Source organism: Metabacillus rhizolycopersici (assembly GCF_020075705.1).
The window spans coordinates 1-12,735 of record NZ_JAIQUM010000105.1 but is presented as its reverse complement, the minus strand read 5'-3'; the positions used below and the strand labels follow the sequence as shown (position 1 = coordinate 12,735).

General features: G+C 38.9%; 11 protein-coding genes and 1 other annotated feature. All 11 genes read right to left on the bottom strand.

Annotated features, from left to right (window positions below; translation table 11 throughout):
* Positions 1-454: 454 nt before the first annotated feature.
* The 11 genes from K9V48_RS24935 to K9V48_RS24885 all read right to left on the bottom strand — a co-directional run bounded on the left by K9V48_RS24935 (position 455) and on the right by K9V48_RS24885 (position 12,208).
* Positions 455-1,699 carry a glutamate-5-semialdehyde dehydrogenase gene (locus K9V48_RS24935; protein ID WP_224141808.1) on the bottom strand — a complete coding sequence of 415 codons (1,245 nt, stop codon included), beginning with the start codon at positions 1,697-1,699 and terminating at the stop codon, positions 455-457.
* Between the two features lie 14 nt (positions 1,700-1,713).
* Entirely contained in the window at positions 1,714-2,814 is a 1,101-nt protein-coding gene (gene proB, locus K9V48_RS24930; protein ID WP_224141807.1) for a glutamate 5-kinase, read from the bottom strand.
* Positions 2,815-3,066: 252 nt separating this feature from the next.
* Positions 3,067-3,290, bottom strand: a binding site (T-box leader).
* A gap of 59 nt (positions 3,291-3,349) precedes the next feature.
* Complete coding sequence (locus K9V48_RS24925; RefSeq protein ID WP_224141806.1) at positions 3,350-4,711, bottom strand: MATE family efflux transporter; 1,362 nt, start codon at positions 4,709-4,711, stop codon at positions 3,350-3,352.
* Positions 4,712-5,177: 466 nt separating this feature from the next.
* A complete protein-coding gene (locus tag K9V48_RS29780) occupies positions 5,178-5,297 on the bottom strand; it encodes a hypothetical protein (RefSeq protein WP_368858310.1) in 120 nt (39 codons plus the stop codon).
* Between the two features lie 130 nt (positions 5,298-5,427).
* Complete coding sequence (gene iscB, locus K9V48_RS24915; protein WP_224141804.1) at positions 5,428-6,696, bottom strand: RNA-guided endonuclease IscB; 1,269 nt, start codon at positions 6,694-6,696, stop codon at positions 5,428-5,430.
* Between the two features lie 239 nt (positions 6,697-6,935).
* Positions 6,936-7,043, bottom strand: a complete 108-nt coding sequence (locus tag K9V48_RS29775; RefSeq protein ID WP_224141803.1) for a DUF2568 domain-containing protein — start codon at positions 7,041-7,043, stop codon at positions 6,936-6,938.
* Between the two features lie 24 nt (positions 7,044-7,067).
* Positions 7,068-7,643, bottom strand: coding sequence for a TetR/AcrR family transcriptional regulator (locus K9V48_RS24905; protein WP_224141802.1), 576 nt, complete (start codon positions 7,641-7,643; stop codon positions 7,068-7,070).
* Positions 7,644-7,677: 34 nt separating this feature from the next.
* A complete protein-coding gene (locus tag K9V48_RS24900; RefSeq protein ID WP_224141801.1) occupies positions 7,678-8,397 on the bottom strand; it encodes an MBL fold metallo-hydrolase in 720 nt (239 codons plus the stop codon).
* A gap of 153 nt (positions 8,398-8,550) precedes the next feature.
* Positions 8,551-10,302 carry a CocE/NonD family hydrolase gene (locus K9V48_RS24895; protein WP_224141800.1) on the bottom strand — a complete coding sequence of 584 codons (1,752 nt, stop codon included), beginning with the start codon at positions 10,300-10,302 and terminating at the stop codon, positions 8,551-8,553.
* 233 nt (positions 10,303-10,535) lie between these two features.
* Entirely contained in the window at positions 10,536-12,017 is a 1,482-nt protein-coding gene (locus K9V48_RS24890; protein ID WP_224141799.1) for a sodium:solute symporter family protein, read from the bottom strand.
* Positions 12,014-12,208, bottom strand: coding sequence for a DUF3311 domain-containing protein (locus K9V48_RS24885; RefSeq protein WP_224141798.1), 195 nt, complete (start codon positions 12,206-12,208; stop codon positions 12,014-12,016). Before K9V48_RS24885 ends, K9V48_RS24890 begins: the two co-directional genes overlap by 4 nt.
* Between the last annotated feature and the right edge of the window lie 527 nt (positions 12,209-12,735).

Here is a 12,735-nt window from a genome sequence, read left to right as displayed (position 1 = left end):
CATGGTCGAAGACCTCCTGGTATATATGTTTTTGTCCTTTTCGCTGGCCAGCTTTTGGACACTCATATCATACCAAGAGGTTTATTTTTTGTTCAAACCTCATTTTTCTTCATTACAGGAATGCTGCCCTTTAGTTCAAGTGCATTTCTTCACAATATTGTTTTATCTTACTAGAAGTTACTAAACAATCTGGCCCGTTTGCTGAACAAGAAAAAATCCTGTATATCACAGGATTTTTAATCAAACTTTTTATAAACGATCAATCTTCTTTACAAAGCTACAAATTCCACTATTGATCATATTCTTCCCACCACTAACTCTCATTTCCCCTCCATTAATCAAGTTTTTTCCACCATTCTTTTGGAATTCCCACAAAGCTTGGCATACAAAAAGAGCTTAACCTAAGATCTGCATCCTAAGTTAAGCTCCATCCCACTAGTAAGAAAATCACATATTACCGAATTTGGCCTGTTCCATAAACAAAAAACTTACTTGATGTTAACGCGTTTAATCCCATTGGGCCCCTTGCATGGAGCTTTTGTGTGCTGATGCCAATTTCTGCTCCATAGCCGAATTCGGAGCCATCAGTAAAGCGAGTTGAGGCATTATGGTAAACCGCTGCCGCATCTACTTTACTTAAAAATTTATTGGCATGTGCCTCTTGTTCCGTAATAATTGCTTCAGAATGATTCGTTCCATATTTATTAATGTGTTGAATCGCTTCATCGACATCTTTAATGATCTTCACACTGATAGAAAGAGCTAAGTACTCCGTGTACCAATCCTCTTCAGTCGCTAACTTTGCAGCACCGAATGCGCTACAGACAGCTTCATCTCCATAAATTTCAACACCGTGATCATGTATCGTTTCAAGTAAATCCTTACCATGCTTTGCAAACCATTTTTCTTCTAGTAATACTGTTTCAATTGCATTACATACTGAAGGTCTTTGTGTTTTTCCATTGATTACAATACGTTCAGCCATTTTATAGTCAGCTGATTCATCGATAAACACATGGCAATTACCCGCGCCAGTTTCAAGAACTGGGACAGTTGCCTCTCGCACAACTGTATCAATCAGATTTTTCCCACCACGAGGAATTAGTACATCTAAATACTCTTTTAAATGAAATAACTCTTTCGCAGTTTCCCTACTTGTATCTTCGATTAATTGGACCGCATCAACAGGTACATTGCTTTTTTCTAATGCTGTATGGATCGATTGAACGAGCGCCTTATTTGAAAAACTTGCAGACGAACTACCTCTTAAAATCACAGCATTTCCAGTTTTTAATGTAAGTGTTGCCGCATCAATCGTTACATTCGGTCTTGCTTCATAAATCATGCCAATGACACCTAGTGGCACGCGATTCTTCTTAATACGAAGTCCATTTTCCTTCTGGATTGTCTCCAAGGTTTCGCCGATAGGGTCTTTGAGTTCGATTAACAGCCGAATCGCGTCAGCCATATCTTGAATCCGTTTTTCATTTAACATGATGCGATCTAGCACACTTTCAGATAATCCATTTTCTTTACCAGATGCAAGATCCTTTTGATTTTCTTCTAATATAAATGCTTGATCTATTAGTAGCTGATCAGCAATTTTCGCTAACGCTTGGTTTTTATCCTCCGTCGATATGTCCACCAGCACAAAACTTGCTTCTTTTGCTAATTTTCCTTTTTGTAAAATCTCACTCATTTCCTTTACCTCCTTTATGCTTTTACCCATTTATTACGATGAATGACAACATTTGATGATAAAACCTCATCCTTACTAAACTCTTCACTTCGTTTCCCCATGAATTTTTTTAATTCAGTTGAAGAAAAAAGAACCTCGCCCTTTCCAAGTAATCCATTTGGTCCAATCACTTCTACCACATCACATTTTTCAAATGAACCTTTAACGTCATATACACCGGCAGGAAGTAGGCTTTTTCCATTGTATAGAAGTGCATCCTCTGCTCCTTGATCGACGAAAATCGTTCCGGATACTTCCGAATGAAACGCAATCCATTGTCTGCTATTATTAATCGAAGCAAGACCCTCTTTGCCAATATATGTTCCATCCCCATCACCTTGAATGATGTCAAGTAGCTTTTGGCTTCCTTTTCCAAGGCCAATGAACACCTGAACTCCTAACGAGATTGCTGTTTTAGCAGCCATTAATTTGGATTTCATTCCACCTGTTCCTACCTTTGTTCCGGCTCCTTCTGCCGATTGAAACAAATCATCCGTAACCTCTGGTAAGAAATCATATTTATGTGCTAACGGGTTTTTACGCGGATTTGAATCATATAATCCATTAATATCTGTCAAAATAATAAGCTGATCAGCATGGACAAGTCCGCTAACAAGCGCAGAAAGCATATCATTATCACCAAACGTAAGCTCTTCAACTGAAACAGTATCATTTTCATTAATAATTGGTAAAATTCCACGTTCTAGTAGCTCAGTAATCGTCGCATAAGCATTTTTATATCGTTCCTGCTTTGAAAAGTCATTTCTTGTTAGGAGAATTTGAGCAGGAATAAGATCAAATTGACTAAATTGAGCAATATACGATTGAACGAGAAGACTTTGACCTACGGCTGCTGCTGCCTGCTTTCCTTTTAACGTTGTCGGTCGTGATGGGTAGCCTAAACGTGCAAAGCCTGCTGCTACTGCACCTGATGATACAAGTAACACCTCATGTCCTGCCTCACGTAGTGCTGCCACTGCATGAACATGATCTAATAATTTCTCATGATCGATTTGTCCCTTAGCATTCGTTAATGAACTGCTACCGATTTTGACAACAATTCGCTTTTTTTCCATAATTTCTTTCCCTCACTATCTTTCTACAATCAACTTCATTGATACCTACTTGTTAGTGTATACTAAGAAAAGCGCAAGCGCCTTGTTCAGCCCTGACAAGCATAAGACGATCAGGAATAGAAGGTGTTTTTTACCTTCAATTCCTGATTGGCTTATGACCCAAGAGGGGCTAGGCGCTGGAGCTAGACACCAAAACTAAGTACAAAACATATAAATTCTGATACTAAAAAAAGCTCTCTCCATCCTTAAATAAATAAGGACGAAAAGAGCTTTGCTTCCGTGGTACCACCTTGATTGGATGCGAAAAATAAGTCACACATCCCACTTTACCCTGATAACGTCAGGTAAACGCCTATGTTTGCATAGGACTCGGGAGGTAGGTTCAGCGGCTTTATTGTTATGAAGTCTTTCAGCTAATAAACTTCACTCTCTGCTACAAAAAGTCCCGCGTACTAGTCCTCCGTAAACGTTCGCTAATTTTGTCTATATTATGCCGAGTATTTTGTCTTCTGTCAAGGCTGGAATTTATAGAGGTTTACGACTGTGCACTCGTTTTCTGTTCCTTCTCTACCACAAGCTGTATTTCCTGCCATTTTCCAAGCTTATAATACCCAAATGCAATGACACTACTTATCACAAAGCTTAGTCCCATTCCGACAGCTATACCATTTTCACCTAACCATAATGAACAAAGATAGGTTAATGGATAGCGGAGAATCCAAAATGAAATCACATTTAAAACTAAAACTTGAAACATTGCACCTGCTCCACGAACAATGCCATTTAAAATAAAGTTAATGCCTAAAAACGGATAGAAAAAACCAATGATCTGTATATATCTCATTCCAAAATGAACGGCATCTTTTTCATCTATAAACAACTTGATTGCCATTTCAGCAAACAAAATAATGAAGCTACTTATAAAAATCATTATCAACAAATTAAACAGAACGCCATATTTGGCAATTTGGTGGACTCTATCCCATTTATTTGCGCCAATATTTTGTCCAGCCATACTATTAACAGCTGTACCAAGTGCCATTGCAGGTATCATGATCAAACTATCGAGCCGGCTAGCCGCACTAAATCCGGCTACAACATCATTCCCGAAGGAGTTTACAACACTCATAATCGCCATCATTCCTGCTGATATGACCATCATTTGTAAGCCTGAAGGAATTCCTAATTTCAGAATCTGAGATGCTTCCTCCTTCGTCGGTAGTTTTGGCAGAATAAATGGGATGATTTTTCGTTTCAACGTATCAACGATTCCATATAGGAAAGCTATACCTTGCGAAAGAATGGTTGCATAAGCTGCACCTTCAATTCCAAACCCAAAAACATGAATAAAGATCGGATCAAGGATCGCATTCAAGATAACAGCAATCATCACGTATCGGATAGGTGTTTTACTATCACCTAATGCTCTTAAAACTGTCGCAATGAAATTGTAACCAAATAAAAATAAGATCCCGATAAAATTAATTTGAAGATAGGCGGTTGCATCAGCAATCATTGAAGCTGGTGTTCCAAGCAATGTTAAGATAGCTTCTGATAAAAAGTAGCCAATTATCCCCAAACACACAGATAAGATCGATAAGATGACAACAAACGCATTAATATAGTTTTTTAGACCCTTTTCATTTCCCTGGCCTTTATGTTGAGAAAGGATTGTTAATGTCGCATTATTTATTCCAATGATAAATGATAAAATGGTGAAAATGACCGTACTTGAAACTGCAATTGCCCCTAGAGAATTGGCTCCCAGGAGATTCCCAACCCACAGGCTATCAATAAGCTGGTAAGATACTTGCAATAAGTTTGTCAGCATCATCGGCAGTGAAAAAAGCCAGATTTGCTTCATGATATTTCCCTTCGTAAAATCATGTTGATTCATACCATTACTCCCTCTCAAGTTCATTCGATTATTCTTATCATAGCATTGATAGATCATGAAGAGGGATGTAGATAGGAGGTAGGGTATATTCTAGCATGGCTGTTTTGTCACTTGATTTACTATACATTACAATTTTTCTTGAATAGGCGATGTAGAAACAAACATTCATATTATTTGAAGATGTTTTACTACGTTTCGAGCACTTATTTTAATGAAGATAAATTTACCATTAACATTTTTTAACAATTCATCAAATTCTCCAATCTTCATTGTTGCCAAACAATCATAAGGACTTTATTCAAAATGGCGACGATTATAAACATGACCGATAGTGATGTTTTGCCTGATGCATATAATGCTAGAGTTGCAGCTCCATAAAGTGCGACTTCCATCAGTGGGGGTTTTCTTCATCCCCCACTGATGGTTAGCGAGACTTATCGGATCTTTACGGGCAGTTATCTCCCACTTAGCTCTCGAATCTTTCATTAAGAGTTTTACTGCCCGTTAAGGTGGGATAAATGAATATCTCTAATAGTAGTTCCACTGGGAAACTAACTTTAAACGGTGCGGCTGGAGAACCGAACATACCCCAAATAACAGCAACCACTAATGGTGTTCCTATTCCCACGATGACTTTTAACAGCTTTCCGAAAGAAGTCCCCTTCCTCAAGGAACGAAGTAAGTAGGGAGGGGATGAATTTCGGTTAGGCGTTAGCCTAAAAATTCTCGACATATTGCCAGTTATTAGTGTGACTCAGAAACTCGCAATCTTTTAGATTGACCTGTTTATACGACTTAGTAGGCTTCGTGATGTAGCTCCCATGAATATCTTTGACATATGCCATACCTGTCCCAGTAAAGCCTGTAATATATCCATTTTGGCCATACACCCGTACTCGGTCATTCAGATAAAATCCTTTCAGTTGTTTCACATTCTTTTTGTTTCTCTTGCTCTCGCTATTCTTTGTCTTCCGACCTTTTCGAGCTGTGGCTTCATGCAACGAACGTTTTTTCTTACGAAATTGCTTGATATAGAAGACGGAATCACTCATGTGCTGAATCGTTTTTATTCCACTTATCGCAACCGCATCATTCGCGTGCGCTTTTTCTAATCCTAACTCTTTCCTTTGTGGTGTAGTGATTGACCCATACGTCACATTCGCCTTCGAGTACTTTGTAAATACCCGTTTACGGAAGATATTCATGAATGTTCCCTCTTTATATGTAGGTAATTTTTTGCCTTCTTCCATCCACTTCCATAAGATCGCACCCTTTTGGTGATTCTCACGGGTATGGCAATCTGTACATACTGTGATTAGATTATCAGCTCGATCACTTCCTCCATGTGAACGATAGACAATATGATGTGTATTCAAAATACCGCCCTTTTTCTTACACACTTGACACGTATAACGGTCCCTTGCGAAGACAAAGTAACGGACATCATGATAGCTTAGTGTTTGCCCTTGTTGATACTCTTCACCTTGTATATCAGGATTCATCATCTTCTGAATATCGAACTTACCCACTTCTATCGTTAACACAGGATTTGGTACAAGAGATAAAAACGTATCGATCCAGTGAAACATATTATCTAAGCGACATTGTATACTTGGTGGTAGCCAGTTTTCGTGACGCTTACGGTTGTCAAATCGTGGCTTTCGATAGCGGCATTTTCGGTTACGTCTACTTCTTCGGTAAATACGTCTTGTTTCTAGTAAACTCTTAACATCTTGACGTACTTCTACCTCTCCTTTGACAAGTACCTTGTCATTGGTCGTAACCGCTATTCCTGTGTGTTTAGCACCTAAATCTATCCCAACATTAATAGGTTGTTTGTAACCACTACTTCCATAGATCAATTGGATCGTAAATGGTTGATAGCTTACGATTTTTGCCTTCTTTTGTTTGAGTAAGAGTCTCTCTTTTCTTGGTTTGCATGGCATTAAGGATTCCCCATGCTTATTCAGTACGAATACGAACATGACGTATTCCCTCCTTTTGGAGTTTGTTTCCCTTCGCCAATGTTGGAATGGCTTTGCGGTAAAACCGCCCAATCAGGTTGACCGTTCCTACCCATTCAGAACTATTACAGTGCCTGCACAGAGCAACGGACTAGGGAATCATCCGAGGGTGTGATCACCATCCCAACGTAGTTTTCGTAAAACGTAGGCTAGACAGCTAAAGGCCTTTTTCAAGCCCCCACTTCAAGATTCGTTAGAATCTAAGTGGTGGGTAGTTGACATCCCCAGTATCCAAGTGAAGTTAACGCACAGATTTCTAATATAAAACGCAAACCTAAATTAATAGACTTTAATAAGAATATGCTCATTCCGCAGTACCTACCTCTGCTTGGTTAATAATCCTTTTTCATCTTATCTATACCTGCCAAAAAACTATCGATCAAGAGATGAAGGCTAACATCTAAGTCAAGTGGGAGACCGAATCCACCTTTTTGTTCAAGTGATGAAAATCCATGTAAAATGCTTCTTAATCCACGGACAGCATGAAGGGCTGCCTCTTCCTTTAATCCATATCCATTTAACACTTGAATACTTAAGTCGATTATTTGCTTACTTGCTAATTGAATTTCTTTATCTTCTTTTTCTAAAGTACTAAGTGTAAACTCATATAGTCCTGGATGTGAGCGTACGAATTCAACATATGCATCGGCAATTGCATGAACTGATTCATCTTTCGTTCTTCCATTCGCTGCCTGTGCTAGCCTGCTATAGAGCTCTTCCATGCCGTAAATTGCTAGCTTTCTCCGTAAATCTGTCAATCCTTCAATGTGATTGTATAAGGAAGGAGGACGAATCGTTAATTTTTTTGCTAACGCCGCTAATGTAACTGCCTCAGCTCCCTCCTGATCTGCAATTTCTACCGCTGCTTGTAAAATAGTTTGTACATCTAATCCAATTCTTGGTGACATTTTTATCTACCTTTCTACTATTGTAAATATAAAATTATTTCGTTAATAAGGCTAATTTGCGTTCTGCTTGCTCAATCGCCTTTCGAATAGGCTCGTTTGGCTCTAGCAACATTTCTCCATGACCTACAGCGACTAAACTTGGCTTTACCTGTTCAATTTTCTTCACACTTTCAACCGCCATCTCCTTGTTCCAAGTGGCGAACGCTGGAAAAGGAAACAGTGGACGCATTTGACCACTTACCGCAATCCCACCTCTTGTCTGCATCGCATCACCTACAATCATGCTTTGGTTACGAATATCTAAGAAAGAAAGTGAGCCTGGTGTATGTCCAGGTGTAGCAATTACTTGTAATGAACCGACGCGATCCCCTTCTTCAAGCAAGCGATCAGGGTTCGTCTTAAGATTTTTCGGAATTCCTCCTTTAATCGGTATTTGCGGCTCATTGCTATCTAATGTAATATCACCCTTTAATAAACGACTGTCCCGTGTGGAAATTGCAACAGGCACATTCGGAAATCTTCTTTTCAGTTCATCTAAAGAACCAACATGATCGCCATGTGCATGAGTGAGTAAAATGTTGGTTAGTGGCTTATTAAGTTTAGTAATTACGTTTAAAATCCCCTTATAACTGTTAGGTATCCCTGTATCAATTAATGTAAGTTCTGATTGTTCTTCAACTAAATAGCAATTCACTGGAAAGAATTCAGGCAAAAATGTTAATTGATGGATAGTGCCGACTTTTGTTATCTTCATAAAAACCACTCCCTTTTCATTTCTTATCAAAAACTAATGTTATTAGTTTTAGTTTAACTAACATCATTAGTTTTCACAAGAGATAACTCCCCACTTCTTATTATTTAACGAAAAAAAGTTGCTATGTCACACAGCAACTTTTTAATCTTACATTTACTTTTCAATTGATGGGATAACCGGTAGCAAAATATGTGATTGATACTTTTCATTATGATAAATCGTTTGGTTGGCAGTAATATACGTTGTGCCGTCTAGTGTAGTTGTTCCATTATTAAAATTCACATCGAAGCGCGGAAAGTTACTAGACGAAATCTCAACTCTTATTTTGTGCCCTGGAAGAAACACGTTACTTGTTGCCCATAGGTCGATTTCATAAGCGATGATTTGGTCTTGAATACTTTCATCCTCCTTTTTAAAGCCGGTACGAAAAGATGATCGCACAATTCCATCTGTCAAATTATATGCGGTCCCATCTGGAGAAACATCTACTAATTTTGCTGTAAAATCCGTCGAACAAGCATCGGTTTTGGCATAGAGAATAACCTTGATTGGACCTGTTACTTCCATGGCCGCTGTTAAAGCGTCGCTAGTATAAACTAAAATATCGTCCCGTTCTTCGACGATTCTTTGATTGATCGGCCCAATCGAACCTACTTGATCAAAAAGCGTACCACCACCCGTACTTGGTACTGGGTTTGAAGGATCAAAAATAAAATGGTCTGTTGGTTCCCCTCTTGGCATTTCTATGGATAATCCGCCATCGCCGAATCGAGTATTCGCCTTACCATTGCTATGAAAATAGTAAGATATGTAGTTTGTTTGTGGGAGTGGCCATGCCTCTTCTTCACGCCATGTATTGGTACCCATCACAAAGATTTTCACAGGTTTTTCTTGAAGAATATTTGTTTCTTTCTCTTTTAACCAATAGTCGAACCAGCGTAGATGTAAGTCTGTTAAATCTTCCTTATAATCAATCCAATCCTGTGAAGCGTGTTGCCCAAATTTTCTTTGCCCGATCTGTGAACTAAAATCACCATGTGACCACGGACCGATCATTAACTTTTGTCGCTGATTTCCGTTTTCTTTTGAATGAAAATAGTTTGCAATGGTAGGAGCGAGCAGATTATCATACCATCCACCAAGATGAAAAGAAGGAACGGTTATTGCTTTTAATTTTTCTGATCCTAAAGAAATTTCATCCCACTTCTTATCTTCCAAATCATATTCCAACATTTCATAAAAGTAATTGGCAACACCAAGTTCCTTTAGTGCAGGCCATTCTTTAAGAGGGAAATAGCGGAATTCCTCTTCAATGTTATCGATTATTTCAGCTAGTCGTTGCATTTTCTGCCTATATTCCAAAGGATCAGTAAATTTCCGTTTAATCGCATCTGGCGCAATTGATTCTAACGCCCATGTTATTGTCATACCTATCCCATACGCTCCATTTTGATAAAAACTGCCTGCCCTTAAATCGTTAAACGTCTGAGCAGGAAAGATCGCCTTTAAATGAGGTGGATTTTCAGCAGCTGCCAACAATTGAGTAAATCCATAATAAGAAAGACCGAACATCCCTACATTTCCATTGGAATACGGTAACCGAGCAGCCCATTCTACAGCTTCAAATCCATCCTTTCCTTCATATTTAAAGGGAAAAAAATCTCCTTCTGAAGAAAAGCGTCCTCTAACATCTTGAACAATTACCACATACCCATTTTCGACTAAACGATTCGTGTCCAAATAACGGTGAGAATAAAATGGGTGATTTTTATTATACGGTAAACGCGTAAGTAAAACTGGGTACTGCTGATCATCATCTGGCCGATAAACATCAGCATACAAAATCGTGTTATCTGCTAGCTGACAAGGTACATTTTTTTCTACTACTATTTTATTTATGTTCATTCGGCCTTCCTCTCTTTCACAACATATCGTTTGTCATTGTAGATAAAACACTCATTTTCTAGCCTTCTTTCTACCTATCCACATACACCTTATCACCTACCATTTGATATGTTATAAAATCAAGCATGGCAGGTGATAGCTTTAGTACATAATAGATTAGTAGTTGGCACTCGAACTCATGAAAGGTTTTTTAGATAGCGAAACAGTTCGCTAATCCAACTACGCATTTTAAATTAGGAGCTGATTTTTTGACTGACTGTTCCTTCATTAATCGGTATTTGAATCTTACGTGTGAAGGCACTGACAGTAAACATGACGATCATGTTAACAGTAATTGCCGCAATCCCAATATCGAAATCCCGAATGAATTGAGGGAACGTCGGGAATAGCGTGGCCATTGTCGTCTCTGCCAACGTAAAGTATGCAACTAATCCTACTCCTACAATCATTCCTGCAGCAGCTCCCGCTTTACTGACTGGATTTTTCTTCTTTAAGCTGAAAATTAATGGTGGGAAGAGCTGCAGAACAAAGCTATAAGCCATCGTCAAGAGTGCAAGCATCGTATTTCCACCAAAGAATGTAAAATACAAGGAAATTAATGAGACGATTGGAACAAAAATACGTGTTAATCTAGCAAGCTGTTCATTCGATGTATTCGGTTTGATGGCTTTATATATATTTTTCGATAAAATCGTGGATGCTGTCAAAATTAACATTGAGCAAGGAATAAGAGCTGCTAGCATCCCAGCTGCTCCGACAACGCCGATAAACCAGGCTGGAAATGCAGTTTTTGCTAGTTTAAACAACGCAAGATCCGATTCTGCTCCTTGTAAATTCGGGATTTGCACAGCAGCGGTAAACCCGATAAAGATAATAAAGACAAGAACAATTTGATACAAAGGTAAAATCGCCGCGTTTTTCCGCAAGGTTGATGCACTATGAGCAGATAAGCTGGCGCCGAAACAATGTGGCCACATATACTGACCTAAAGCAACGATGACGCAAAGGGAAACATACCACGGGATGCTCAAGCCCTCGTCAGCAAACAATAAAAAGCCTGGCTTTGTTGCTTCCAACGTTTCAAACATCGGCTGTATCCCACCGAAATAATGGATCGGTAAGTAAATGCCCAAAATCAGAATGACGACAAGCATGAGAATGTCTTTTAACATCGATGTCCATGCTGATCCGTGAATTCCTGAAACGTAAACGAAAACGGTCACGACAATCATACCAATCCAAACAGCTAGTGTTGGAGAAATCATACCGTATGATGCTTCGGAAGCAATAATTTGGAAACCTTTTAATTGGATAACAATATAGGGAATCATTGAAACGACTCCAATAACCGCGACTAGTAATCCTAGAGGCTTACTATTATACTTTTTCGCAAAAAAGTCAGATTGTGTCAGCAAGTTATGTTTTTTCGCGTAGCGCCAAATAGGGGGTAAAATCCAGAATGGAACGATATACGTGAGAGCGCAAAAGATGTAAATTGCAGGAGCACCAAATCTATAAGCTGCTCCGCTTGCTCCGAGAAACACAAACGTTGAAAACATCTCTCCAGCCATGAGAACAAACATGATCAATCCACCGAAACTTCTGCCCCCAACTGCCCACTGCTCCAACTTCATTTCCTGCCCTTTCCGTGCACGGATGCCTAAGTAAAAAGCCAAAGCAAGAGTCGCAATAATAATCAAGATGGAACTATTCATAGATTCTCCTCACGCTCCTTTCGATCATACAGAATACAGCTAATATAAAGACAGATTGACGTTAAAATAAGCCATGATGCTGACCAGAAGACAATGAAGGGTAATCCAAGGATATAAGGTTCCACACGATTTATCACCGTTAAGGAGCCAATTGCAGGTATGATACTTAGCAAAATAATAAGTTTTTTCAAAAGTAAATCCCCCTTTTTCTTGAAAGCGCTTCAATTTTTAGGAATTAAATAAAACATTCTTTTAACCTAACGTCACACGTACTCAGAACATAAATTATCTTTAACATTACAAAGTTATCTTCAATCTTAATAGCCTCTCTAACATCAAGGCCTCCACTCAATATTGTTTCTTTGACATCACAAATGACTACATAATAGTGGTAAAAAGGGTAATAGATTTACTTATATTAAGGCTGTTTTCGCAAACTTTGTTGCTATTGTCATTTAGAGTGCGACCAACAGTGACCGGTTCGTCTCCATATTTCAAGAATTGGGTAAGTAACTCCAATAAAGTTGACCGCCTAGGCTCCAAAATTCAGATAACGGGCACGTAAACCCCATAAAGTTAACCGCTCAGGCCCCAAAATTCAGATAACGGGCACGTAAACCCATTAAAGTTGACCGCTCAGGCTCCAAAATTCAGATAACGGGCACGTAAACCCATTAAAGTTGACCGCTCAGGCTCCAAAATTCAGATAACGGGCACG

Excerpts from the sequence above, each read along its gene's own strand:
- iscB (WP_224141804.1), bottom strand. The coding sequence starts at position 6,696 with ATGTTCGTATTCGTACTGAATAAGCATGGGGAATCCTTAATGCCATGC.
- K9V48_RS24900 (WP_224141801.1), bottom strand. The coding sequence starts at position 8,397 with ATGAAGATAACAAAAGTCGGCACTATCCATCAATTAACATTTTTGCCT.
- proB (WP_224141807.1), bottom strand. The coding sequence starts at position 2,814 with ATGGAAAAAAAGCGAATTGTTGTCAAAATCGGTAGCAGTTCATTAACG.
- K9V48_RS24895 (WP_224141800.1), bottom strand. The coding sequence starts at position 10,302 with ATGAACATAAATAAAATAGTAGTAGAAAAAAATGTACCTTGTCAGCTA.
- K9V48_RS24890 (WP_224141799.1), bottom strand. The coding sequence starts at position 12,017 with ATGAATAGTTCCATCTTGATTATTATTGCGACTCTTGCTTTGGCTTTT.
- K9V48_RS24905 (WP_224141802.1), bottom strand. The coding sequence starts at position 7,643 with ATGTCACCAAGAATTGGATTAGATGTACAAACTATTTTACAAGCAGCG.
- K9V48_RS29780 (WP_368858310.1), bottom strand. The coding sequence starts at position 5,297 with ATGTTCGGTTCTCCAGCCGCACCGTTTAAAGTTAGTTTCCCAGTGGAA.
- K9V48_RS24935 (WP_224141808.1), bottom strand. The coding sequence starts at position 1,699 with ATGAGTGAGATTTTACAAAAAGGAAAATTAGCAAAAGAAGCAAGTTTT.
- K9V48_RS29775 (WP_224141803.1), bottom strand. The coding sequence starts at position 7,043 with ATGAGCATATTCTTATTAAAGTCTATTAATTTAGGTTTGCGTTTTATA.
- K9V48_RS24925 (WP_224141806.1), bottom strand. The coding sequence starts at position 4,711 with ATGAATCAACATGATTTTACGAAGGGAAATATCATGAAGCAAATCTGG.